This is a genomic window from Streptomyces sp. NPDC050504 (assembly GCF_044458065.1).
Classification (GTDB): domain Bacteria; phylum Actinomycetota; class Actinomycetes; order Streptomycetales; family Streptomycetaceae; genus Streptomyces.
On sequence record NZ_JBITHO010000006.1, the window covers coordinates 116,460 to 140,851 of the forward strand.

The following is a 24,392-nucleotide window of genomic DNA, read 5'->3' on the forward strand; positions in this document are numbered from 1 at the left end:
CACATCCTATGGACTCCGCGGACCGGCTTGACGATCTCCAGGTGGTTCCTCGACGGCCAAGTGGCCGGCGCGGAACCGGTGTCACCGGTGCACTACCACGCCAGGCTCGTGGGGACGTCCGTCGCCGAGCAGGCGCGGTCGGCGCGGCAACGGCTGGCGGACCGATTGGGCAAGGAACCGGCCGATCGGCGCGTGGCCGTCCTGCACGCGCTGGCCGGACGCGAACGTGACGTCGACCAGGCCCTGCGCGTGCTGTAGGGGGGACGGCCCGACGGCGAACCCCTGGCTCACACCGCTAGCCTCCCGGTGGCGGCTGCGTGTCGACCAGGAAGTCGAAGGCGAGGCCGCTGGAGCCCTCGCCCCTGCCGGTGCCCCGGCGGGCGCTGAGCCAGACCGCGACCCTGCCGTCGCGCCACCGGGTGCGGTTGTACGACACGGTGATCCGGGTGCCGGACTGCGGCACCTCCTCCTCGTTGACGTAGTACGGACGCCCCTGGTCGAACCCCTCGCGCAGCAGCGCCGTGCGCGGGCGGACCGGCCGGCCGTCGACCACGCCTGGCATCGCGGCCCGCTGGAGCTGGACGTCGCGGTTCTGGCCGGGGACGTGCACCGGGATGAACGGAATCCAGTTGTCCGGTACGGAGTTCATCGCCTCGTACGCGACCGGCGCGGCCGGGGCCGGCGGTGTCGGCGGCGGGCGCAGGCGCAGCCGGTGCGCGAGGAGCTCCGCCGCGATCTCGGCTCCGCGCCTGGCTTCTCCGGTGGCCGTGCGGACGGTCTGTTCGACGCCCCACACCATGTTGGCGCTTTCGTCCCTGATCAGGGCGACCTCCTCAAGGACCGGCCCTTCCGCGACCTTCGGGACGCTCGGCGGCAGCAGCAGGCCGGTGTCGGCGGCCACGTCCTCGTCGCCGATGGTGTCCAGGGTGAACATCGACCAGCGCTGCCAGTCGGCGTCGCTGCCCGATCCGGCCGGGGTGATCCAGCGCTTCTGCCCGAAGACGTCGGTGACCGCGAGGCCCTGGATCTGTGCCAGGGTGCCCGCGGGGAGGTCGCAGGGCAGCTGGTACCAGTCGTTGCTGTAGACGAGGGCGAACTCCAGGAAGATCAGCCGTGCCAGGTCGGTGCTGTCGGGGCGTACGGCGGCGAAGTTGGTGCGCCCGTCCTCCAGGGCCCACCAGCGCGGCAGCGGCATTCCGGAGAAGCGGACCGGGGCGGGGAAGACCGTGCGGTGGAAGGCGGTCGACGTGGGTGCGGTCCCGCCGACGGGAGGTCCAGGGTCGATCGAGAACGCGTGCCAGTCGAGGGTCCCGCCGGGGTACTCCTGCACGGTCAGGGCCTTCTCGCCCGTGCCGCCCGGTACGGCGGCCGCGACCGTGAAGCGGTGCTCCAGACGGCGCGGGTCCCAGGTGGCGTTGGCGGTGTGCCGGGCCGCGTCCTGCGCGGGCTGGTCGATCAGCGTGTCGAACCAGGCGACCAGCTTCTTGCCGAGCCTGACCAGTTCGGCGTGGTGCAGCCCCAGCAGTCCGCTGATGCCGTCGTGCGCGAGCCCGCCCGCCTTCAGGTGGCGGTAGAACTCGTAGCCGTCCATCCGCCGCCCCGACACGGCCTGCAGCGTGGACCAGACCTCGGGGTGCGCGACCCGCGGGCTGTCGCCGTCCGCCGCGGGGTCGGGCAGGGCGATCGGATAGCGGGCGATGTACTTCTGCCGGACGTTCAGGCTGAGGATGTTGAGGATCAGGTTCTGGCCGAGCAGCTTCATCCAGCGGCGGCCGATGGCGAGGCGCAGATCGTAGGAGATCCGGTCGGCGCCGAAGGCGAAGGGCACGGCGCGCCGCTCGGCGAGCGTCTCCAGCGGCCGGTCGGCGGGCAGCGCCTCGGCGGTGCCCCCGGCCGGCCGGAACCGGCTCGGTGCGGCGGTGGCGACGGAGTAGGTCGCGGTGACCGGGGATCCGCCGTCCGTGCCCCGGAACTCGCCGAGCTGCCACTGGCGGGTGAGCAGCCACAGCGGGTCGCGCACCTCGGCCCGCAGCGCACGCTCGAAGTCGACGGTCCGCGGCCTGCCTTCCAGCCGGTTCCACAGCCCGACGGTCGGGGTCGCGCGGTTGTCCAGTTCCTCGCGGAGGTTCTTGACGGGCGGCTCAGTCATGGGATTTCCACCGGAGGTTGGAGGTGGCGAGATCGGTGCTGATGGTGATGGGCCTGCGGGTCGCCGACATGACGGTCGCCGGGAGGAGCTGGGCGTACGCGGTGTCGTCCAGGTGCCCCGGCTCCACCGCCCTGATCCTGGCCAGGTCGAACGTCTCGTGCACCGCTGCGAGCAGATCGCCCTGGGTCCACTTCTGGCCCTTCACCGGGGGCACGACCAGCAGCAGTGCTTGTGGCGGCTCGGAGTCGGGGCCGTCCACGTGGACGGCGATCCCGGTGGTCTCCCGTTCCGCGGGCACCACCTCCGTCCACTCGTCGAGGAGCAGCCCGCAGCGGCCCGCGCCGATGAGGGGCTCCGCGGCGTAGTGCGCGGTGAACAGCAGCCGGTCCTCGACGATCTTCGTACCGGCCTTGAACTCCATGGCCAGCCAGGTGTCGGCGGCCCTGTAGGGCAACTGCACGGGCGTCAGGGCGGGTTCCTGCCATCCGGCGATGTTGCCGAGCAGCCCGCCGGGGCCGCGCAGCGCGTCGCCCAGGGCGACGGCCTTCTCCCACAGGCGGGGTTTGTCCCTGACCCGGGCGATGCCGTGCACCCAGTCGTCGACGGGGAAGTCCCGGCCGAAGTCGTCGGTGAGGTGCTTGATCAGGCGCGTGCTGTCGTTGCGGGCCTTGCGCCAGTCCGTGGCCAGCGGCTCGGGCGGGGTGAACTCCGGTACGGCCAGGACGTCCTCGCCGATGAGGGCCTTCAGCGCGTCGGTCGCCGCGGTGACCCGGTCGGGTCCGGTCACCGCCTGGTCGTAGGCGGTGAGGGCCAGGTCCGCGACGCGCAGGCGCTCGGCGATGTCGCGCTGGAGCGCGTTCCCCCGCTCCAGCAGGTCCCTGCCGTAGGCGACGATCCGGTCGCCGAAGGGGGTCAGGTCCAGGCCTGTGGGGTCGAACTCGGCCAGGGGAAGGAGCGCGCCGACCTCGGCGAGCAGTCCGCTGAGGGTGGTCCTGGTGGTGCGCGCCACCTGTTTCAGCTGCTGGAGGCGGGAGTTGAAGGCGACGCGCCGGGTGGTGAGCTTGGCGCGCAGCTGGGAGGGGCGGGCGGGGCGGGGGCTGGTCGGCTTGGTGGTGAGCAGCCGCTCCGCCTGTTCCAGGAGCCGGAAGCGCTCCTCGTCGGGTGTGGCGGCGGGCAGTGCGTCGTAGCGGGCGATGAGCGTGTCCGCCTCGGCGAGTGCGCGGCCCATCCGCTCGGCGACCACCGCGACGGCGGCGAGCACGTCGACGTACACCCCGCGGCGCCAGCCCGTGACCTCTCCCCATCCGCTGCGCACCATGCCGAAGCCGCCGGCGAAGGTGACGAGTTCGGCGTAGGTCGTGAGGAATCCGTCGATCCCGGTGATGATCTGCTGGCGCCCCGGGGCGGCGGGCTCGGGCGGGTAGAGCGGGGCGAGGTCGGCCAGGTGGTCGGCGAGGTCGTCGCGCAGGTCGACGAGGGCCTTGCGGACGGCGGCGGGGCGCTCCTTGGGCAGTGCCACGGAGTCGTCGGCCGAGCGGTCGACGGTACGGGTCCCCGCGGTGGCCACCAGGTCGGTCGGGCGCAGCGGGCGGGAGGTCGTCAGCAGGGAGCGCAGGGCGTCGACGAGCGGCGACAGTTCGAACAGGGTGATCCGGCCGTCGACGCGCTGGGTGTAGCGGATGGTGAGGACGGCGTCGGGGCGCGGTGCGTCCCGGTCGACGACGGCTCCGATGATGCGGTCGTCCAGGTCGGTCATGGCCGCCTGCCCCGCGGGGCGCAGCGCCCACAGGAGGTCGATCGGCTGGAGGCCGAGGTCGGACTGGGTGACGACGCGGCTGCGGGCCTGGCCGCCGACCGGGTCGGTCCAGGTGACGAGGACCCCGACGTCCGCCTGGCGGGGCAGGAGTGCGGGGAGCCAGGCGTTGACGGCGGGTTCGGCCTTGGCGCGCGGGCCGTTGCCGGTGAAGAGGGTGGAGCCGTGGTCGGGGCCGAGGCCGGGGGTCAGCTGGAGGGCGAGGCGGTGGGTGAGGGTGATGCCGCTGCGCGGGGTCTGGACCACGGCGGGGTCGGGCGGGAATCCCTCCTTGGCGTAGGCGTCGAGGGTGGCGGCGGCGCGCTCGGTGTTGCCCAGGAGCGCCTGGTGGGTGCCTTCGGCGACGGCGAGGTCGGCCAGTGCGTCGTGGACGTCGAGGAGGCGGTCCACCTCCTTGTTCATGGCCTGTTTCTCGTCGTCGGTCGCCGGGGGCATGTTCGGGGCGCCGAAGGGGTACGTGGGGGCGGCGGGCGGCCGGGTGGCGCGCCGGACGAGTTCGAGCCCGTCGACGACGTTGCGTGCCTCGACGACCTCGACGGGGACGCCGGGCCCCGGTTTCACGTCGGAGAGTTTGCCCGCGCGCAGCGGGAAGGCGCCGCGCAGGGCGGGGAGGAACTTGTCCAGTTCGATGCCGGGGTGGCCCTCGTGCAGACCGCGTTCGAAGCGGTAGCCGAGGAGTGCGCCCAGTGACTGGCCCTGGCGCAGCCCGTCGAGGAGCGAGAGGGCGGTGCGCACCCGCTCGGAGCTGAGGTTCACGGCGAAGGAGTCGGCGTCGGCGGGCGAGCCGTTGGCGAGGTATCCGGCGCGCAGGACGGCGGCGGTCCTGGCGTGTGCGGGCGACGGCGCGTGGATGTAGCCGCCGTTCCCGGGATCGTGGGTGATGGACGTCGTGCCGAACACTTCGGCGAGCTTTCCCGTGAGCGGCACCTGGGTGAGGTGTCCGCCCGGATCGGGGACGATCTTCTCCAGCCAGCCGTACGCCCCGATGTGGATCCCCTTGCGGGGTGCGGACGTGCCGTCGGAGCCGTAGCGCAGCTCGGAGAGGCGTTCGTTGGCGAGGCCGAGGAGCCAGGCGTCGAGCCGGTAGGTGGCCAGGTCGACGTGTTCGGCCAGGACGCGTTCCAGGCGGGCCGTGGGCAGCCGGGACAGCTGTCCGATCGCCTTGGTCTGCTCGTCGAGGAGCGCGGTGGCCTGGTGGGTTCCGATGACGCCCGGGATGAACTGGTGGACCAGCAGGTTCGGGTCGGAGCTGCCGGTGATCGCGGGGTCCGGCGCGTACAGCTGCCGGAACCTGCTCTCGCTGACCGGCGGCTGCGACTCGCCTGGGCGCTGGGTTCTGACGTGGACGAAGAGCGGGTCGGCGAGCGGGGGCGCCGGGCGGCCCGCGGCGACCGCGAGGCGGCGGGCCGCGTCCTCCCAGCCGAGGAACACGGCGTGCCGCAGCAGCAGGTACAGCAGCGCCGCGGGCGGGCGCCCGCCGTCGAAGCCGTCTTCGAGGCGGACCGCGTCCAGGTCGGTGCGGGAGTGGTGGGCCAGCCACTCCAGGTAGTTGAGGCCCTGGGGCAGCGGTGTGTACGGGCGGACCGGGTCGCTCTCGGAGAGCGGCCGGTCGTCGACGAGGGGGCCGACGAGGGGGTACTGCTCCCCCACGAAGAGCCGTCGGATCAGATCGGGGTCGGGGCGCTCGGGCGGGTGCGGCGGATAGCCGAGCCGGGTGAGCAGGGCGCGGATGGGCTGGGGCATCCGCAGCAGGTTCTCCAGGGCTTCGGTGACGGTGGTGCCGAGGCCCGCGAGGTTCTCCCGGTTGAAGACGTCCTCGACGCTCTGCGCGTACCGCTGGTGGTACTCGGCGGAGGTCGGGTGCAGTGCCAGGATGTCCAGGAGCCGCTGGTGCGGATCGCTGCTGCCGCCTTCGATGTGGGCGACCTTCGCGGCCGCGGTCGTCCAGTCCTTGCGCGCCTCCTGGAGCAGCCCCAGCAGGAAGCGCCGGTGGGCTGCCAGGGGTGACGCGGCGGGCCAGGCGAGTTTGCCGAAGGCGGTGGTGACCAGGAGTCCGTACGGCTGCCGGCCGATCTTGACGGAGGGCAGCGGGCCGCGCCCCGACACGTTCTTGAGGAAGAACTCCCTGGTCTGTGCCACGGCCGTGGGCGGCACCGCCGGGTACAGGGTGGTCTGGAGGAAGTTGCCCCAGGTCGCGGGCCACAGTGCGGTGTTGGCGGCGCGCGCCTCGCGCTGGTCGGTGCCGTCGGCGTGCGGCATTCCGGTCAGGACCGCGGGGTCGAGGCCGAGGAGTTCGGCGAACCACTGGCCGTCGGTCTTCGTCGTCCAGTCGGCGGCCGCGGCGCGCGGCCCCTCGGCGGTGCGCAGTGCGGCGTCGGCCTCCGTGCGGGCGTCCTGGCCCGCCGGGGTCCGCTCGGAGTTGTTGGTGGCGGTGCCCTGGGGCAGCAGGCCGTAGCCCGACGGGCTCTGGAGCTGCCGGGTGATGAGCGCGCCCAGGTCGGCGCCGGACTGTTCGGGGGTCTTCAGCTCCCGCAGTCCGATGGCGACGAGGCGGTCGAGGCCGCCGCGGAAGCGGTCGGTGAGCGCGATCCGCAGCCCCATGCCGCGTCGTACCGCCTCGTCGAAGTCGGTCAGCCACTTCAGCGCGGCAGGGACGCGCAGGGTCCCGCGTTCCTCGTCCAGCTTCAGCTGGTCGCTCTCGCCCGGGTCCGGGCTCACCTTCAGGTCGCCGGTGATGGTGGCTCCGGTCGCGGTGAGGACCTGCTCGCCGTTGACGTACCCGAAGACGGTGAAGCGGTCGGGCAGCAGCTGGGCGGTGGCGGGCTTGGTCCAGGAGTCGGCGGCGATCGCGGCGGGGCGCGGCAGCACCAGGAAGGCGACGACGACGTTGTCGTACGTGCTCGTCGCCGCGGCCTCCACGCCCGCGGGCGGGCGGCTGCGGACGGCCTGGGCGCGGGTGGTTCCGACGGCGGTGAGCAGCGCGGCGTCGGCGGCCCTGAGCTTGACGCGGTCGCCGTGCGCCTTCCAGACGGCGGTCCAGTAGGTGACGGTCGGCTGCCGGTCGTTCGCGGCCGGGGCCGCGGCGGTGAGGATCACCAGGACGGCGGTGTCCCCGGGCACGGAGGCGGGCTTCTCGGCAGGGTTGGCGGGCGGGAACCTGCCCGTCAGCCAGGAGGCCCTGCCCACCGGTACGCGCGCGGTGAACTCGTGCCACGCCGCCTGCTCGGCGACGGCGCCGCCCGCCGCCCGCCACAGTCCCGTCCAGTAGGCGCCGAGCGCGCCGAACTCGGCTTCGCTGGGGAGGGGTTCGGCCTTGTCGATCGCCCATTCGTCGGGGAAGAACCGGACCAGCAGCTCGGTCGCGGTGAACCTGGTCTCCAGCCGTACGGGGCCGAGCAGCACCGGGTAGTCGTCACTCAGCGGGTCGGCCATGGGGCAGCATCTCCTCTGCGTGTACGGCGATCAGTACCGGCGCCTGGAAGAGCATGTAGGCGATGTCGGCGGAGTTCAGCCGTTCGGACCAGAGCGGCAGGGCCGCGTCCTCGCGGCGCTGCTCCTGTTTCTCCGGGTCGTCCTCGGACCCGTCGAAGGGCAGCAGGGGTACGGTGACGGCCGGGTCGAGCTCGATGAAGTTCCGGTTGCCCGGGTCCACGTCCCGCCAGGACAGGTCGTTCCACACCTCGACGGGGGTGCCCTGCCCTTCGTCGGCCCCGAACCGCGGGTCCCCGGGCCGCTCCTTGATCACGAAGAACCATCCGGCGTCGTCCGGCGCGTGGCCCCGGGCCTGTGCGGCGGTCAGGTCGAAGCCCAGCAGGGTGATGTCGGGGGCGACCTTCGCCTCGTAGATCGGCAGTTTCACCAGGTGCGGCGGGGGCCGCTCGGCATCGGGGAATTCGGCCAGGACCCGCTCCTGGCCCGGGTCCGGGCGGCCTGCCGCGTCGCGCGCCCAGTCGGCCTTGTGCGCGTAGACGGCCGCCGTCGGGTACTTCTTCAGCAGTTCGCCCCGGATGACGAGGACGAGTTCCTCCTCCTGCGGCCCGCCCGTGTCCCGGTTGTCGTGGCCGCCCAGCGGCGTGTCCTTGCCCCAGGTGTGGATGCGGGTGATGTCGTACAGCCGCTCTCTGCGCTGCTCGGGGGTCTCCCCCGGCAGGGGCAGCGCGGGACGCGGGTCCCAGAACTGGCGGAAGACCGAGCCCATCTGGTCGGTCGGGTACTCGCGCCAGAGCAGCTCGCGGGCCATCTCGTGGTTGAGGCCGACCATGAACGCCTCGATGAACTCCTGGTCGGTCGCGAGCAGGGTGATCGTGTTGGGCGGGACGAGGTTGAGGTTGGGCACGAAGGTGTCCACGGACAGGTCGATGAGCGACTGGAACATGGGGAGGTCGAGCACCGGGTAGGCCATCGCCTCGATGAACCGGTCGGCGAACGGCCGGAGGCGCTCGGGCAGGCTGACGGCGCCGAGGAGCGTCCTGGGGACGGTCGTGTCGGAGCGCAGCCCGGTCAGCATCCGGTCGCCGGTCTCGGTGACGCCGAGCGGGTCGCGGGGGTCCGTGCGGCCGCCGACCTCGGCGTCGGCCCAGCCCCGGTAGAGGTCGCGCAGGCCGTCCTTGAAGCGCCGGGCCTCCGGGCTGTCCGTCCCTCCCGGGGTCGGGACGATCCCCTCGCCGGGGACGCTGACGAAGAAGTCGTCGCTGGTGGGCAGCGCGTCGACGGGGTCGCCCGCGGCGGCCGCGGCGGGGCCCGGCGGATGCAGGACGCCGTCGAGGTCCTTCGGGGTGACGACCGCTTCGGGGACCGTCTTGGGCGCCGCTGCGGTGACCGCTCCGGTGGCCCGGTCCATCTTCGGGAGCAGGACGTCCAGTTGTTGCCTGTGCCCGGTGCCGAACGGGAGCTCTCGCACGAGCCGTGCGCCCGGCCGGGCCACGCGGCGCATCTGCGGTGACACGGGCGTGGCGGCGAGCCGGCTCCTGGACACCTTGAAGCCGACGGCGACGTCCGCGGCGAGGTCTCCGACGGCTTCCGCGAGCCCGGCCGCGACGCCCGGGGCGCGAGGGGTGTCGGGGGCGGTCACCCGGGACTGGGCGGGTGCGGTCAGACGCAGGCTGCGGCCCGATTCGGCGGGCGCGTCGACACCGGGCGGTGCGGCCGGGGGCGACAGGTGCTTCTCCTGGAGCGCGTGCCCGACCTCCCGGGCCAGCTGGGCCGCCCTGATGCGGCTGTTGGCGGCGAGCACGTCCCCCACCTGCTGCCAGGCCGCGGCCATGAACTCCTCCTGCCGCGCCTGGACGACGCGGGTGCCGAAGTTGGCGGCGATCCTGAAGCGCGGGTCCAGATTGAGCCGGTGCACCCAGTTCTTGTTCAGCGGGTCGGGAACCGGCGTGCCGTCCCGCTCCCTCAGCAGCCGGGAGGTGCGGGCGTGCCAACGCCCGTACAGCGGCGGGGTGATGACGGGGTCGACCTCCTCGGCCAGGGTCAGCGCCTCCGGCGCTCCGGCCGCGGCGGCGTGGTCGGCGTTGGCCGTGGCGGGGGTGTTCACCAGATAGGCGTCGGCCAGGTTGACGAGGCCCGCCAGCGCTTCCTGGAACGGATGCGGGTAGGGCTGGGTCGGCGGCGGTTGCGGGAAGCGGCCGTCCCAGTTGTCCCACACGTCGGCGGTGCGCTCGGGGATCCGCAGCGCCCCGCCGAGCTTGAGCACGCCCTTCAGGCCGGCCGGTGTGGTGATCCCGGGCAGCCCGGGGCCGGGAGGGCGCTGTACGTCGACGTCCCGCCGGGCCACCCGCTCGTCGGGCTCGCGGGGCTCCAGGAGCCGCACCAGGTACTCGAAGTCGCCCGCGTCTCCCGTACCGAAGAACCACCGGTGGTAGTAAGGGAGTTGACCGGCGGCCTCCCTGCCCTGGTAGTTCGGCCCCCAGCTGGAGTGGAGGGCGCTGGGGGCACGGCCCGGCTGAAGGCCGAGCCCGGCGAGCCGCCCGGTCTCGAAGGTGGGCACCAGGAAGGCGTGGTACGGCGTGTTCGGCTTCAGACGCCGGGGGCAGATCAGCCGGGAGCAGGCGCTGTCCGCGTTGGTGCGCAGCACCTCGCGCAGGGCCGCGAGGGCTGCGGGCATGTTGGCGGTTTCGGAGACGATCCGGTCGTCGAGCCCGCCGTTGACGTGCACGTGGGCCCAGGCGCCGAGTTGGTCGGCGCGCGGCAGGGTGGCGGCCGGGTCGGTGACGACGATCGCGGGCAGCGGCCGGTCCGCGTTCGCGACTTCGGTGAACTCCGCCGGCTCACCGGAGTCCCGCTGACCGGCCAGCACGATCAGGGCGAGCCAGGGCAGTACGCTGCCCCTCCCGTCGGGGGCCGCGGGGCTGTAGCGCCAGAGGAAGTTCTCCTCGTAGAACTCGATGTGCGCCAGGTAGTTCGGTTCGGCGTTGGTGACCCAGGGGCGTGGTTCGGTGCGCGAGACGGCCCGTGCGTCGACACCGGTCACGTCCCCGGGGCCGTACAGCTGGATCCGCTGCTCGACGGTCCTGGTCCGCGCCTCGCCCGTGACCGGATCGCCCCGCAGGTTCAGTACGACGGGGATGGTCGCGCGCACGGGCTCCGCGGCCGCGGCGGCGTTCCCCGCGGCGTCGGCGCCGATCCTGGTGGCGATGCCGGTGCGCAGCCACGGCAGGAAGGAGTAGGCGTTGGCGCTCATGCGCCGCCCCCGACGCCGAAGACCTCGGTGGTGGCGGTCAGCTGGGCGAGTGCCGGGTCGGCGGCCGTCAGGCCCGCGCCGGTGGTCCCGCCCGTGACGAGGACCTTGCCCGCCGCCAGCGCGACGGCGCCGGGAGCCCAGCGGCCCGTGGGGAGACCGGCGGCCGCGGTCCAGGACTTCGCCGCGTCGTCGTAGATCAGTGCGCTCTGGTAGCCCGCCCCGTTGTGCTCGTCGTCGGTGCCGCCGACCACCAGGAACTTGCCCGAGCCGAGTGCGGCCACCCGGTGCAGGGTCCGGCCGCCCGGTGCGCCGGGCAGGGCGGTCCACACGCCGGTCGCCAGGTCGTAGCGCTCGGCCGTCGTCGCGGTGTACGGGTCGAAGGTGCCGTCGCCCGGCGTGCCGGGGGTCGCGCCGCCGATGACGAGTGCGGTCGTGTCCGTGGCGAGCACGGTCCGCTGCCCGCTCCTGGGCTGGAGCAGGCTCCCGGTCGGCGTCCAGGTCTTCGCGTCCGGGTTGTACAGCTCGCAGAACGCGAGCGGGACGGTGTCCCGCCCGGAGACGGGCGCCGCTCCCCCGCAGACGAGGACCTGCCCGCCCTTGAACAGCACGGCGGAGTGACCGGTGCGGGCGTCGGTCATGGGGGTCGCGTCGGCCCAGGTGTCCGTCGCCGGGTCGTAGATCTCCGCGGACGTCAGGGCCTTGACCGAGTCCCCCGACCGCACCGCCACGCCTCCTGCCACCAGGACCTTCTTGTTGGCCAGCAGCACGGCGCTGTGCCCCCACCGGCTCTGGCGCATGCTGGCTGCGGGCTTCCACGTCCCGTCGGCGGGGTCGTAGAGCTCGGCGGCGGTCAGCCCCGGGGACAGCGGTGACGAGCCGCTGGTGCCGCCGACGACGAGGACCTTTCCGTCGTCCAGGAGCGTCGCGGTGTGGAGCCTGCGGGGGAACTGCAGGGGGTTGCCCGCGGTCCACTTCTGGTCGGCGGGGTTGTAGACCGCGGTCTTGTTGAGCGCCACGCCCGCTCCGTCGGTGCCGCCCGCGACCAGTACCTTGCCGGTCTTCAGCAGCAGCGCGCCGTCGAACTGTCCGTGCCAGGCGGCGGCCGTCGGCAGGTCGCCGGCCTTCGTCCAGGACCCGGTGGCCGCCAGTGTGGGACTGCTCATGGCGTCGACCCTTTCGTGGTGGTGTCCGTGGTGACGGTGGCCGCGCTCACGGTGTGAAGATCTCGGTGGTGGCCGTGGTGACATCGGCCCCCGCGGGGGCCGCCGCGCCGGACAGCGTCACTCCGCCGACGGCCAGGACCCGTCCGTCGGCGAGCTCGACCGCGCCGAAGTCCCGGCGCCCGGTGGCCAGTCCGCCGGTGGTGGTCCAGGTGCGGGCACCGGGGTCGTAGAGGGCGGCGGCGCGGAAGCCCGCCGTGCCGTTCCCGTCGCCCGAGCCGCCCAGGACCAGCACCTTGCCCGTGCGCAGCGGGAGGCAGCGGTGCCGGGTGCGGCCGCCGGGCAGGGCGGGGAGCGTCGTCCAGGTGCCGGCGGCCGGGTCGTACTGTTCGACTCCGTCGAGGGACGCGCGGCGCAGACGGCCCCCTGTGGGGATTCCGGTGCTCTCTCCCCCGGTCACCAGCACCGATCCGCCGGGCAGCGCGATCGCCTGGTGGCCGTGGCGCGGTGCGGCCAGGCTCGCCGCCGGGGACCAGGTGCCTGTTGCCTGGTCGTAGAGCTCGCAGTACGCGAGGGGGGCGCGGCCCGCGCCGGTGGCGAGCGCACCGCCGATGACCAGGATCCGGCCGGTGCCGCGCAGCGCCACGGCCCGGTGGCCCGCGCGGGCGTCGGTCATGGGCGCGGCCGGTTCCCAGGTACCGGTCGAGGGGTCGAAGAGCTCCGCCGACGCGAGCGAGGTCTCGCCTTCGGCGCCTCGGGCCGCGGTGCCACCGGCGATCAGTACCTTGCCGCTGCTCAGCAGGGTCGCCGTGTGCTCCGCGCGGGCCCTCTTCATGGGGGTGACCGCGGTCCAGGCCCCCGCGACGGGGTCGTAGATCTCGGCGGAGTCCAGCTCCGCACCGCTCGCTCCCCTGCCGCCGCAGACGAGCACGCGGCCGTCGGTCAGGACGGTGTGCGCGTGCAGGCGCCGCGCCGCCTTCAGGTCCTGCGCCGGGGTCCAGAGCCGCGTGACCGGGTCGAAGAGCGAGGCGCTCGCCAGTGCCCCTCCCGTACGGTCCGTGCCTCCCGCGACGAGCACGGCGCCGCCCGCGAGCCGCACCGCGTCGAGGTCGGCGGCCTCGGCGCGCAGCGGTCCGCACTCCGTCCAGGTACCGGGCGCGGTCAGCGGCGCCGACGCCTCGGACTCCGGGATGACGTGCAGGGTGCCCGCCAGTCGGGGGTCCTGGTGGATCCACTCGTCGAGTGCGTCGGCGGCGCTCGCCCGGCTGCGGAAGCTGGTGGCTCCCCTGGCGACGTCGGCGGTGGGCGGGAAGGCCTGGAGGTTGTTGCGCAGCTGGGCCACGACGTACCGCTGCCCGGTGACCCGCACGGTGTCCTCGGCGGCGAAGGGCTGCCTGAGCTCCGCCTCCCGCTGGGACAGCGGTGAGCGGCTGGTGCTGCTACCGTCGAGGAGTTGGTTGAACACCGCCGGGCTGACGTTCTGGAAGCGTTTGGGTGCGCTCGGCGGGACAGCGGCGCCGACTCCGGCCCGCGCCCCGCGCGCGGTGCGGCGCGCTTTGTTGTCGATGATGTGCAGCTCGTAGCGGGCGCTGCGGCGCACGGCCCGCGAGGAGGCGAACGCGTCCTTGGCGCCCAGTTCGAGGCCGGCGTCCTGGCTCTCGTACGCCGGTTTGGACAGTTTCGCCGCGTCGTCCATGTCCTGGAACTGGGCCATGGCGAACTTGTCGTCGGTCACCGACAGTTGGACGAGTCCACTGTCGGGGTCCGGGGTGACGGTGAAGCGTTTGCCGTCGCTGGGGCGCTGGGAGCCGACGCGGTCGACGCGCACACCGAGCGGAATGGTCCGCTGCCGTACGAACAGGGTGCCGAGCGGATGCAGCACGAGCCGCTCCGCGTCGGCCAGTTTGCGCAGGGTGACCAGTGCGTCCGTACGGCCCGTGGGCAGCCGGGTCTCCCAGCCGTCCGCCTTGTCGAGCTCTCCGGAGAGCAGGGCGAGCACCTCGACCGGGGGCAGGGTGGTGGTGCGCTCCTCGCCCCAGGTGATGTCGAAGTCGGCGGAGATCTCGAAGAACAGCAGGGAGATGGAGCCGCGGCCGTGCGCCCGCCAGGGCGAGACGCCTTCGAGCTGGAAGCGCAGGTCGATGCCGAAGAGCCCGACGCCGAAGGCCTTGAGGGAGACGCTGGCGGAGATGCTGATGACGAAGGAGAACGGGGAGAAACGGAACAGCGCGTCGAAGCTGAGCTGCCCTTCGATGCCGAAGTCGGAGAAGCCTAGGCGCAGTTCGGCGTGGGCACCGAACTGGACCGTGTTGCTGGTGACGGCGAAGTACCCGGAGACCCTGATCAGCCGTCCCGGCATGTTGATGATGTCGACGCACAGCCGGTTGGGGACGGGGAAGGGCAGCGGGGGCGGGGTGAACGAGGGGTGGAACCCGCCGACGGTCAGCACCAGGTCCGGGTTGTCGCCCCAGGCGACGAGCAGGCCCATGCCGCCGTCGATGGTCATCGTGAGGATGCGGGAGTCGAAGAGCTGCGCGTAGAACCACATGCGCGACTTGTCGAATTCGAAGGCGCCGATGAAGTCGACCTGGAGGAGCAGCAGGGCGAGTTCCTCGGTGGGCAGGGCGCATTTGAGGACGCCGAGGACCGCGAGGTTGCCCGGGATCTCGATGATGACGCCGAGCGAGACGGTGAGCAGCGGCGGGGTGCCCCAGCCGATCTTCGCCATGGGGCCGATCAGGAACTTCCCCTGCTCGGGCGGGAAGTAGGCGCGCAGGTCGCTGATGATCCTGGGGGCGTTGGCGACGACGTCCCGGGGGAACATCACCGATTCGATGCGGCCGGTCCGTACGCCTTCCACCAGTGCCCGCAGGTTCATGCTGCGGTTGAGGCCGATCAGCCCGCCGACGGCGAGGAGGGTGAATCCGTAGCCGAGCTGGATGCCTCCGCCGCCGAATTCGGTGGTGATCACGACGAGCAGCGAGAAGCCGTCGGAGCCGTCCGGCATGCGGGTGCTGATCAGGCCGATGGCCTTCAGCTCCAGGAAGTGCGCGAACTCCAGCTCCAGCGCGCCCGCGTACTCGCCGCGCTCCGGGTCCGCGTACAGGTAGCCGCCGCCGGAGATGACACCAGCGTCGACGCTGAGCCCGATGCCGCTGGGCGGTTTGAAGGCGAAGTCCAGGTCCAAGGGCCCGAGATTGCCTCCGCCGTCCTCGCGGAAGCGGGCCGTGACGATCAGTCCGACCCGGTCCACCGCCGCCTTGACCGGGCCGAGTTCCGCGGTGAAACCGCCGGACACCTCCAGAGGAAGCGCGCCGCCTTCGGCGATGCCCGCACTGAGGTAGAAGGTGGTGATCTCGACCGGGCCGAGTTCGATGTGGACGGGGATCGCGAGGTCGAGCGATCCGCTGCCCTCCAGCTGGAGTCCCTTCGACGGCGCCCACAGGGCTCGCAGTTCGAAGGTGGACTCGATCTTTCCGCCGCCGGTGACGGTGCTGATGAAGCCGTCTCCCGACGAGAGGTCGATCACCAGGTGGCCGCCGTCGAGCTCGGCCCTGGCGGCGGGCTCGACCGTGACGGTGCCGCCCGTGCCCGCCTCGGCCCGCAGGCCGAGCGCGACGGCGAACCTCTTGATCTCGATGCGCGATCCGTTGGTCTCCCCCAGCAGGAGGATGGGCTCGCCGCTCTCCCGTGCGGCCTCCAGCGCTACGGAGGCGTCGAGGGTCAGCCCTCCGGCGTGCGGCTTGAGTTCAATGGCGAGCGGCGGTGTGAAGCGCGCCTCCACGCCGGAGGCGAAGCGGGCTCGCGCGGCGGCTGACAGGGTCCACAGCGGGCCGAGTTTCACCGTACGGGTCAGGTCTTCGGTGGCCGCGATGCGCAGGTCTCCGGAGAGCGCGGCGGGACGTGCGGCCGGATCGGCCCTCAGCCGCACGAGGAAGGCGTCCAGTGTCGGCACGCTGTCGGGCGGGCCCTCGTAGACGAAGGGCAGCCTGCGCTCGACGAGGTACTCGGCGACGATCCGGAAGAGCTTCGTGCCGTCGAAGGACGCCCCGCCGAAGTCGAACACCTCACCGAGGAGTTCCGCGGGGTCGGTGAAGAGCGTCAGCAGCCGGCCGAGGTGCAGGGCGCGCCTGCGGACCGGGAGGACGGTGGGGTCGTCGGGGTCGACGACCGCGGGGAGGTCCTCCACGATCCCGATGAGTGCGAGGACGTCGACGACGTCGGCGCTCTTGCCTTCGAGGTAGCCGATCAGGGAGTGGTCGAGCATCCGCTTGGGCAGCTGTCCCGTCTCGGCCCGCAGGCGCGCGCGCTGCGCGTCGCTCAGGCCCGCCGCGGCGGCGACCGCGCTGTCGAGCGCGGGGCCCAGCGCGGTGAGCGCCGTGAGGACTTCGCGGACCGTGCCCAGCAGGGTGCTGCCCTCCTGGACGATGCGTGCGGTGTCGCCGCGCTCGATCGCGTCGGTGAGCCGGACGACGACCGGTCCCAGGCCCGCGGAGTGCACGGCGAGGGTGCCGATCGCGCCAGCCGCGGCGTCCAGGCCGTTGCCGGGCAGCCACAGTCCCAGTTCTTTGAAGAACGCGGTGCGCTGGTCGGCGGCGAGACGCTGTTCGAGGGGTTTCAGGGCGTTGGCGATCTCGCGGGCGATCAGCTCGACTGTTCCTGCGGCCATCTCAGTTCACCTGCGCGTGCTCGTCGAGGTCGAGATCGGACAGCAGAGCCCCGGGGAGGGCGAGCAGAAAGGCGCGGTGCGCCGCGATGTCGGCCCGCAGGGCGGGGCTCGCGGCGCGTGCCAGGGCGTCGAGGAGGCGGGCGAGTCCTTCGGCCGCGGGTGTCCCGTCGAGCGTGGCGGGCAGCGGGGCTTCGGTGTCGAAGTCCGCTTCTCCCAGGAGGAGTCGGCGCAGGAGGAGCGGTCCGTGCATCCGGTGCCAGGCGACCAGGATCCGCCGGTCGGTGGTCGCGAGCCGGGTCACCTCGGTGTGGTGCGCGGCGATCAGGGCAGCCGCGCGACGGCCGGCCGGGGTCCCTCCGGCGCGGGCCTTCAGCCGTTCGGCGAGCTCGGCCGGCGGGAGGTGCGCGGCCGGGTAGGCGGCCACGGGGAGGATCAGCGGCCCGGCCGCGCCGGGCTCGGCGTCCGCCGCCGTGGCGGTGGGAGGCGGCACGGCCTTGACCGCGTTCTCGGCGTTCACCCTGCCGTACCCCCAGCCGCTGTCCAGCTGGGTGGGGGGCACCGGGGGAACCGGCTTGTCGCAGGTGTCCTGGAGGATCTTCTTGATGTTGACGTGGTCGAGGTTCTTGTTGACCTGGAGCATCAGCGCGATGACGCCCGCCACGTAGGGCGCCGCCATGCTCGTGCCGTACTCCATGTGGTGGGGGTTGGGGGGCTGCCCCAGGTTCTTCGCCGTGGGGACGGCGACGCCGGGCCCGCACACCTCCGGTTTGACGCGGAGGTCGGTGGTGGGTCCCCGGCCCGAGAAGCCCGCGAGCTGTCCGCCGTCGGTGTTGTACGCCCCCACGGTGACCGGGAGGCGGGCGGTGCCCGGCGAGCAGACGGTCCTGCTGCGGATCTGGTCTCCGGCGACGAACCTGCCGGGCGGGTCGTCCTTGGCGTTGTCGATCCAGCAGTCGAACGTCGTCTCGATGCCCTCCGTCTCCGTGAGGCTGATCGAGTACGTCCCCATGGCGATCTTGTTGCTCGGCGCCAGCGGGAGGAGCCTGACCTCGATGAGCCGCTTCGCGGTGCCCGGTGCGAGCAGATAGGACGTGACGTACACGTCCGTGCTCCCGAAGGTGTGCGCGTGGGTGGTCGGGGTGAAGGCCGGGTGGATGACGGCGGGGAGGGCGGGCGGGGTCGTCGTGGTTCCCGTGCTCGCGGGCGCCGTCATCGTGAAGTCGAGCTTTCCGGGGCCCGGGTACCAGATCCGCAGGGTGTCGGACTTCTTGTCGTTGTCCTCGACGGCGAAGCGGAACGTGAACGTCGAGTTGGCGGCCATCTTGCGGAACGTGTGCTGGCCGCCGCCCGGTTCGGCGCGGGGCACCGGCAGCGGGGTTCCGGGGGCGGGCGGGGTGTAGAGGTCGCCCTCGTTTCCCGCGGCGATGGTCATCGCCCGCCCCGAGGAGTCGGTCAGCAGGTCGTCGAGCATGATCTCGAAGGGGTCGGTGCCGTCACCGGCCCCTGCTGAGTTCCCGAAGCTCATGTTGATGACGACGGGCTGCTTCGGGGTGCCCGGCGCCAGCCACGGCTGGTCCAGGAGGTACTGGACGCCCTGGAGGTTCTCCGCGTCCGTGAGCGGCGAACGCACGACGACGAGGTCCGCCCCGGTCGCGACGCCGATGGGGATGTCCGAGGTGCAGCAGCCCATGTCGATGGGGGTGCCCGCGGCGACGCCGGCGACGCTCGTGCCGTGGCCCTTCATGTCGCGGGAGATGAAAGGCGGGAACGGGCCCTGGAGAGCGGCGTTGATCTCGGCCGGAGTGATGGCGCGGCCGGGCGTGACGATCATTTTGGGGTTGGTGCCGCCGGTGGGCTGGAAATCGAGGCGGAATCGCGAGATGTCCGCACTGTCCATGTGCCTGCTGTCGAACTGGCCGGTGAAGTCGACCACCACGGGCGTTTCCGGAAGAGGGCCTCCCGAAACGGTGAAATCGCCCGGCCTGATCGGGCTCGGCGGGTTCGGAAGTGCTTCCAGGGCGGTCTGGAGCGCCGCGGCGGTGACGGGCAGGTTCAGCGGGACGGTGGATGCTTCCGGCGCCGTGCCCGGCGGCTTCCACCGCACGGCCAGCACACCGCCCGTGGGACTGCCCTGGCACGAGATGGTCTGCCGCAGGGTGAGGTCGAGCAGGGAGACGATCCGTGTCTGCTTGGGGTTGCCGGGCTTGATGAAGCACGGGTGGAAGATGTCGATCCCCGTGTCGATGATCCCGACGAGCACCCCGCGCCCGGTGACTTCGGACGAGAGGGTGCTGACGGGTCCGGCGGCACGCCCGGCTCGCGCATGCCCGGCCGCCGTGCGCCCGGCCAGTGCTCCCATCAGGCCCGTCGGCAGGTCGGGGACTTCCAGCGGCCGCATCTGGCGGTTGCTCCGGAGCGCTTCGACACCGGTCGCCGACGCGACTGCCAGCAGGTCGCCGACGGCGACCGTGCCGACCGCGACCCGCGCGGTGTGGAACTCGGTGGCCAGTCCGGCTTCCTCGGCCGCCGCGAGGGCGTCGGGGCCCGCGATGCGCACCAGGACGGTGACCCGGTCCCGCCCTTCGAAGCCCGCGTCGGAGTCCGTGCCGGCCCGTGCGGTCCGCTCCAGCGCGCGCACGCGCGCGGCGAGCGGTGTGTCCAGTTTGCCGTACACCATGGGCGTGCCCCCTGACTTCCCGGCCCATACAACGGGGAATGACGGGGAATACAGGATTCGACTTCTGACGCAGAACACGCCATGACACTCACCCGTATAACCATCACCAGAATGAATCTCGGGAAAGCACAGTGTCAACCGTTTATTTCTGGCCAACAAATAAACGATTTGCCCGGCGACCGGGCGCACGGTAATTGCCGTGAGATATCTCCGGTCCATCGTGCATATATCTAAGGAGTCTCACTCTTTCGAGTTAACAAGCGAACTGAACCAATTTCGATTCAGACGGCTGCGGTACCCTTCCGCGCTTCCCGACCAGCAGGCTTCCGGACGACCATGGCGCGAAACGGGCACCGGCGCCCCGGCTGGAGCCGCAGGGCTCGGGCGGCGCGGTCAACGATCACGCAAAAGGCGGTAACCGCACAGGTCATATGATGCTAAGTACAACTTACGGCCCTGGCCGGGCCGGAACGGGGAACGAACGATGACGGCTGACGAGGTGGTCGGCGACCTGGGCTTCACGCTGCTCAACGGTGTCATCGCCCAGCGGCACGGAACCGCCGTGACGCTGGGCCCGCCCCAGCGCCGGGCCGTCCTGTGCGTTCTGGCCCTGCGCCGTCGCCAATGGGTCTCCGTACCCAGCCTGCTGGACGCCCTGTACGAGGAGGATGCCCCGCTCCGGGCGAACAAGGTCGTCCAGACGCACGTCTCGGCGCTGCGCGGCGTGCTGGAACCGCCACGGCCCGCCGGGACGCCGCCGTCCGTCCTGCTGTACGGGCACGGCGGCTACCAGCTGCGCGTGTCCGACGAGCAGCTCGACCTCGGCCGCTTCGAACGTCTCGTCGCCGAGGCCGAGCGGGCCCGCGCCCGCCTCCAGTGGCAGGAGGCGGACGCCCTCTACACCCGGGCGCTCGACCTGTTCTGCGGCGAGCCGCTGGCCGGTGTGCCCGGCCCGTACGCGGAACGTCAGCGGATCTCCCTCGCCGAACGTCGCCTGGTGGTCCTGGAGGACGGCCTGGAGAACGCGATCGTCGGCGGGCGGGCGGAGCAGGTCGTCGACCGGCTCCGCCTCGCGGCCTGCGAGCACCCTCTGCGGGAACGTCTGCACGGGCTGCTGATGCAGGCCCTGCACGCCGGAGGCAGACAGTCCGAGGCACTTCACGCCTACCGTCGCGCCAGGGAACTCCTGGTGGAGCAGCTGGGCGTCGAGCCCAGCAGCGAGCTGCGGGACCTGCACGCCCGCATCCTGGTCGGCGAGGAACCGCCCGATCCGTACGCGCGGACGCGGACCGTGGTGTCGGACCCGGCGCGAGTGCCGATGCCGGTGCCGGTGCCGCCGACCGTCGTGGCCGTGCCTGCGTCCGAGCCCTCCGCGCCCGCGGTCGTCCCCTCCGGGGGCGTGCCGGGTCCGGACGGCGGGCCGCCGTGCGTGGGCAGGGAGTCCGAGATCGGCGCCATCACCGCACTCGCCGCCCAGGCCCGCTCCGGTTGCGGCGGGATGGTGGTGGTCTCCGGAGGGACCGGGACGGGCAAGTCGCTGCTGCTCCGCGAGACGGCCCGCCGACTGCCCGCCGCACGGTGGATGTCCCTGTCCGGTACGGGTGGCGTGCCCGCTCTCGTCAGCGGTCTGCGCGACGCGCTCGGGCCGTCCCCACAGGACGGGCCCTTCCCTCCGGCGGACGTCGACGCCCGCCGACTGGCGGAGTGGGCCCTTCGGGCACTGGACGAAGTCCGCGGTCCGGTCGTGCTGTTCGCCGACGACGTGGCGGAGGCCGACGGCACGTCCCTGGAAGCCCTCGCCCTCGTGGGCCGGGGACTGCCGCGCCGCCCCGTACTGCTGGTGCTGGCCGCGTCCGACGTACCGCTGGACGACCCCGACACCGCCCGGTACGCCGCACTGGAGGCCCACGCCCGCCTCGTCCTCACCCCGGGGCCGCTCGACGTACCGGCCATCGCCGCACTCGCGCACCGACGGCTCGGCGCACCGCGCCCCGAGGACGCCACGACACCCACGCCCGCTTCCGAAGCCCCGGCCGCACTCACGCCCCTGGCGACGGCGGTGCGCGAGATCACCGGTGGCCTCCCCGTCCTGGTCGCCGCGCTGCTCGCCGACCTCGACCCGGTCCGCCACCGCGACGGCATCACGCCCGACCTCGTGTCGGACCGGTTCGCGCGGGCCCTCTGCCACCTGCTGCACCAGCACGGACCCGCTGCCGTACGCCTCGTGCGGGCGCTCGCCGTCCTCGCCGAACGCGAGCCGGACGTCGAAACACTGGCCGCGGTCTTCGAGCAGGACCCCGCGGCGACGCGCCGGCTCTGCGCCAGGCTGGCCCGCCGCGGGGTCCTGGCCTCCGCCGAGCCGCCGCGGCTCCCCCACCCGTTCTTCGCCACCGCGCTCCTGCACGCGTGCACGCCCGAGGACCGGGCCCGCATCAGCGTGGCGGCGGCGCGCCGGGCCCAGATGACCCACCGGCCGACCCGCGAGGTGGCCGATCACCTGCTCGACCTCTCCGGCACCCAATGGGCGCCGTGGGCGGCCACTCTCGTCGACGCGGCGACCGACTGCCTCCGCGGCGGGGCCGGCCCACGGGCCGTCCGCTACCTGGAAGCAGCGGCACGGATCACCGCGTCGTCCGAACACGCCGCCGTGCTCCTGCACCTCGGGCAGGCCGAACTCCAGACCAATCCCCACGCCGCCCGCCTCCACCTCCAGGAAGCGCTCCAGATCCAGCGCGAGCGCGCGGAGACCCCGACGGCGGTCGTCCCCCTCGCCTGGGTCATGGTGTCGCAGGGAGAAGCCCAGGCCGCCGTCCGGCTCATGGACACCGTCACCGCCGAGACCGAAACCGTCGACCCCTGGGGCGCCCTGGCCATCCGGGGTGCCGGATGGTTGATCACCTCCCTCACCCCCGGCCCCTGGCACGCGCTGATGCGGAAGATCAGGGCCACACCGCCCGAACTCGTCGCCCACGACCCGGTGGCGACCGCACTGCTGGTCTACGACGACGCCGCGAACATCCGGCTCACCGCACAGGAGGCGCTGGACCGTTTCCCCACCCCCCGCACCGTGGCCGAATGCTCCGAGCTGCCCCGCCAGCTGGTCGGTCTGTTCGCGATGCTCAGCATGTGGGCCGACCGGATCTCCGTGGTCGAGGAGCTGTGCGAGCAACCGAGCGACCAGGACTTCGCGGCCGTCGACCTCTACCGGGTGCTGCTGCGGGCGGAGATGGCGCTGCGGCGCGGGGACCACCGGCGGGCGCTGGCCGAGTGCCGCCTGCTGACCAGCGTGCCCCTCGACCAGGACGTGCACCGGCCCCACGCCCTCGTCGCACTCCACGCACGGGCACTCCTCGGACTCGGGAGGCTGGACGAGGCGGAGCAGTGGCTGGACAGCGTCAAACACCACCCCGACACGGAGTCCTGGTCCTGGACGACCGTCCTCTACGTCCGCGCGATGCTCTGCTCCGCCCGGGGAGACGCACGGCAGGCGGCGGCGCACTTCCTCGAATGCGGCCGCCAGATCGCGCTCTGGGGGGTGACCCACCCGGGCCACCAGACGTGGCGCTGCTCGGCGGCGCTGGAACTCGCCCGGCTGGGCCGTCACGAGGAGGCGCGCGCCCTGGCCGAGGAGGCGCTCGACGTGGCCGTCCGCTGGGGCCCTCCCCGCTACATCGGGCTGGCCTGGCGGGCGATGGCCGCCACGTCCCCCGCACACCGCTGCGTCCCGCTCCTGGAGAAGGCCCTGGCCTTCCTGGAACGGGCCGAATCCCCGATCGACGTGGCCACGACACTGACCGACCTGGCGGAGGCGTGGGCGGGCGCGGGCGCACCCGAACGCGCTCGGCCCCTGCTGCGCCGGGCACGGGCGACGGCCGAGGAGCTGCACGCCACGCTCCTCCTGCGGCACATCTCAGCCGTGGAGGAGCAGACGGCCGACGACCGGGTACCCCTGCCCGAGTCATGGCTCGTCCCCGTACCCACCGGGACCGCGGCTTCCTGACCGGAAGGACGCGAACTGCCGGACGCCCCCGCAGGGAGGACGGCGCCCCCGCCGGGAGGGCGGGACCGTCGTGACGGATCCGGTGACGGATGCGCCCTCCGCGGGACTCAGGGCAGATTCGTCACCGCACGGACCGGTCCTCGCCCTCTTCGAACCGGGGCGCCGACGAGCCGTGCCCGCCGGAACTCCGTCCGGCCCACTCCTCCGGCCACCGGCCGCCGGGCACCGTCCCGGACACACCGGTGCGCCTCCTCCCACTCATTTGGAATCACGCATGAACGACTCACGTCACTCCCGGCCCCGCGCTTACCGCAACCGCTACGTCCTCGGGGCCACCGCCGCCGCCACCGCGGTGGCGGCGGGACTGCTCGCCACCTCCGCGTCCGCGGAGCCGAAGCAGGAGAGCGTCACCCCGGTCCACCGGACCAAGCCCACCGTCGTCCTGGTGCACGGCGCGTTCGCCGACGCCTCGGGGTGGAGCGCAACCGTGGACCGGCTGCGCCGGGACGGCTATCCCGTGATGGCCGTCGCCAACCCGCTGCGCGGGCTCGACTACGACTCCTCGTACCTCACCGGCCTCCTCAAGGACGTCGCGGGCCCGAAGATCCTGGTGGGGCACTCGTACGGCGGCGCGGTCATCGGCAACGCCGCGGTTTCCGTGCCCGACGTCAAGGCGCTCGTGTACGTCGCGGCGTGGGTGCCGGACAAGGGCGAGTCGCTCGGCGGGCTGATCGAGCAGCACACGGATCCCGCCGTCGAGCCGCTGCCGTTGAAGAACGTCACGTACACCAGGCCCGGCACGACCCCGGGTACCGACGTGTTCATCGACCCGGCCCGCTTCCGCACGTCCTTCGCCGCCGACGTCCCCGCGTCCGAGGCGGCGCTGATGGCCGCCTCGCAGCGCCCGATCAGCGTCGAGGCGTTCGGCCAGCCGAGCAAGGAGGCCGCCTGGAAGACCTTGCCCTCCTGGGCGCTGGTCGCCAAGCAGGACCAGGCGATCGGTACGCGTCTGGAGCGGTTCATGGCCCGTCGCGCGGGCGCCCGCATCACCGAAGTCCCCGGCTCCCACGCCATCATGGTGAGCCAGCCCGACGCCGTGACCCGCATCATCCAGCAGGCCGACCGCGCCACTCGCTGACCCTCGTGGCCGACGTGGCGGGCCCGCTGCGTCGGCCACGAGGCCCCGCAAATCGCCGGACAGGCCGCCGATGCGGCCTGTCCGGCCCCGGCCGGTGCGGTGCG

Annotated in this window: 9 protein-coding genes; 3 read left to right on the plus strand and 6 right to left on the minus strand. The window is 72.8% G+C overall.

Going from position 1 to position 24,392, the window contains the following annotated elements:
* The first annotated feature begins 27 nt into the window (after positions 1 to 27).
* The gene (locus ACIBNE_RS23345) at positions 28 to 258 is read left to right on the plus strand and encodes a hypothetical protein (RefSeq protein ID WP_399274483.1); all 231 of its coding nucleotides are present in this window, start codon (positions 28 to 30) and stop codon (positions 256 to 258) included.
* Between the two features lie 37 nt (positions 259 to 295).
* On the opposite strand, the gene ACIBNE_RS23350 is transcribed toward ACIBNE_RS23345, so the two are convergent.
* Genes ACIBNE_RS23350 through ACIBNE_RS23375 form a run of 6 tightly spaced genes read right to left on the minus strand, consistent with a single transcriptional unit; the run spans position 296 to position 19,150 of the window.
* Positions 296 to 2,149, minus strand: coding sequence for a hypothetical protein (locus ACIBNE_RS23350; protein WP_399274485.1), 1,854 nt, complete (start codon positions 2,147 to 2,149; stop codon positions 296 to 298).
* Positions 2,142 to 7,394 (minus strand): hypothetical protein, encoded by a 5,253-nt coding sequence (locus ACIBNE_RS23355; RefSeq protein WP_399274487.1) that lies wholly within the window; start codon positions 7,392 to 7,394, stop codon positions 2,142 to 2,144. Before ACIBNE_RS23355 ends, ACIBNE_RS23350 begins: the two co-directional genes overlap by 8 nt.
* Positions 7,375 to 10,644 (minus strand): hypothetical protein, encoded by a 3,270-nt coding sequence (locus tag ACIBNE_RS23360; protein WP_399274489.1) that lies wholly within the window; start codon positions 10,642 to 10,644, stop codon positions 7,375 to 7,377. The genes ACIBNE_RS23355 and ACIBNE_RS23360 overlap by 20 nt, the downstream gene beginning before the upstream one ends.
* A complete protein-coding gene (locus ACIBNE_RS23365) occupies positions 10,641 to 11,807 on the minus strand; it encodes a Kelch repeat-containing protein (RefSeq protein WP_399274491.1) in 1,167 nt (388 codons plus the stop codon). The genes ACIBNE_RS23360 and ACIBNE_RS23365 overlap by 4 nt, the downstream gene beginning before the upstream one ends.
* A 46-nt stretch (positions 11,808 to 11,853) precedes the next feature.
* Positions 11,854 to 16,473 carry a DUF6603 domain-containing protein gene (locus ACIBNE_RS23370; RefSeq protein ID WP_399274493.1) on the minus strand — a complete coding sequence of 1,540 codons (4,620 nt, stop codon included), beginning with the start codon at positions 16,471 to 16,473 and terminating at the stop codon, positions 11,854 to 11,856.
* A gap of 1 nt (position 16,474) precedes the next feature.
* Entirely contained in the window at positions 16,475 to 19,150 is a 2,676-nt protein-coding gene (locus tag ACIBNE_RS23375) for a S8 family serine peptidase (RefSeq protein WP_399274495.1), read from the minus strand.
* 484 nt (positions 19,151 to 19,634) lie between these two features.
* Between ACIBNE_RS23375 and ACIBNE_RS23380 the strand changes: the two genes are divergently transcribed.
* Together ACIBNE_RS23380 and ACIBNE_RS23385 are read left to right on the plus strand one after the other, a co-directional pair.
* Positions 19,635 to 23,150, plus strand: a complete 3,516-nt coding sequence (locus tag ACIBNE_RS23380; RefSeq protein ID WP_399274497.1) for a BTAD domain-containing putative transcriptional regulator — start codon at positions 19,635 to 19,637, stop codon at positions 23,148 to 23,150.
* A gap of 274 nt (positions 23,151 to 23,424) precedes the next feature.
* Positions 23,425 to 24,288 (plus strand): alpha/beta fold hydrolase, encoded by an 864-nt coding sequence (locus ACIBNE_RS23385; RefSeq protein WP_399274499.1) that lies wholly within the window; start codon positions 23,425 to 23,427, stop codon positions 24,286 to 24,288.
* The last annotated feature ends 104 nt before the right edge of the window (positions 24,289 to 24,392 follow it).

What these genes read in the sequence shown, in the direction of transcription:
- ACIBNE_RS23350 (WP_399274485.1), bottom strand. Translation starts at nt 2,149, where the DNA reads ATGACTGAGCCGCCCGTCAAGAACCTCCGCGAGGAACTGGACAACCGC.
- ACIBNE_RS23355 (WP_399274487.1), bottom strand. Translation starts at nt 7,394, where the DNA reads ATGGCCGACCCGCTGAGTGACGACTACCCGGTGCTGCTCGGCCCCGTA.
- ACIBNE_RS23360 (WP_399274489.1), bottom strand. Translation starts at nt 10,644, where the DNA reads ATGAGCGCCAACGCCTACTCCTTCCTGCCGTGGCTGCGCACCGGCATC.
- ACIBNE_RS23365 (WP_399274491.1), bottom strand. Translation starts at nt 11,807, where the DNA reads ATGAGCAGTCCCACACTGGCGGCCACCGGGTCCTGGACGAAGGCCGGC.
- ACIBNE_RS23370 (WP_399274493.1), bottom strand. Translation starts at nt 16,473, where the DNA reads ATGGCCGCAGGAACAGTCGAGCTGATCGCCCGCGAGATCGCCAACGCC.
- ACIBNE_RS23375 (WP_399274495.1), bottom strand. Translation starts at nt 19,150, where the DNA reads ATGGTGTACGGCAAACTGGACACACCGCTCGCCGCGCGCGTGCGCGCG.
- ACIBNE_RS23380 (WP_399274497.1), top strand. Translation starts at nt 19,635, where the DNA reads ATGACGGCTGACGAGGTGGTCGGCGACCTGGGCTTCACGCTGCTCAAC.
- ACIBNE_RS23385 (WP_399274499.1), top strand. Translation starts at nt 23,425, where the DNA reads ATGAACGACTCACGTCACTCCCGGCCCCGCGCTTACCGCAACCGCTAC.